Raw genomic sequence first — 314 nt, 5'->3', positions numbered from 1 at the left:
TATCGCGACGCGATCGACAGTGCTATCGGCACGTGCGGGCCTCCGGTGGGGGATTCTCGGCGTCCTCGCCTTCTCCTTCACCCTCCCTTTCACGCGCATCGCGATCGGCGGGCTCTCGCCGTTGTTCATCGGCTCCGGGCGCGCGGTCGTCGCCGCGCTCCTCGCGGGAATCGCCCTGGCCGCGACCCGCCAGCGCCCCCCGACGATGACACAGTGGGGCCGCCTCGCGATCGTCGCCGGTGGGGTGGTAGCCGGGTTCCCGCTGCTCACCTCGTTCGCGATGACCACGACCCCCGCCAGCCACGGTGCCGTCG

At 72.0% G+C, this 314-nt stretch carries 1 protein-coding gene; it reads left to right on the top strand.

Annotated elements, in window-relative coordinates; translation table 11 throughout:
• Positions 1-19: 19 nt before the first annotated feature.
• Positions 20-314 (top strand): EamA family transporter (locus L687_RS41440; RefSeq protein ID WP_040569878.1); only part of this gene is annotated, 295 nt, incomplete at its 3' end.

It is taken from the genome of Microbacterium maritypicum MF109 (genome assembly GCF_000455825.1).
GTDB lineage: Bacteria > Actinomycetota > Actinomycetes > Actinomycetales > Microbacteriaceae > Microbacterium > Microbacterium maritypicum_A.
This window is presented reverse-complemented; position numbering and strand designations above follow the sequence as displayed.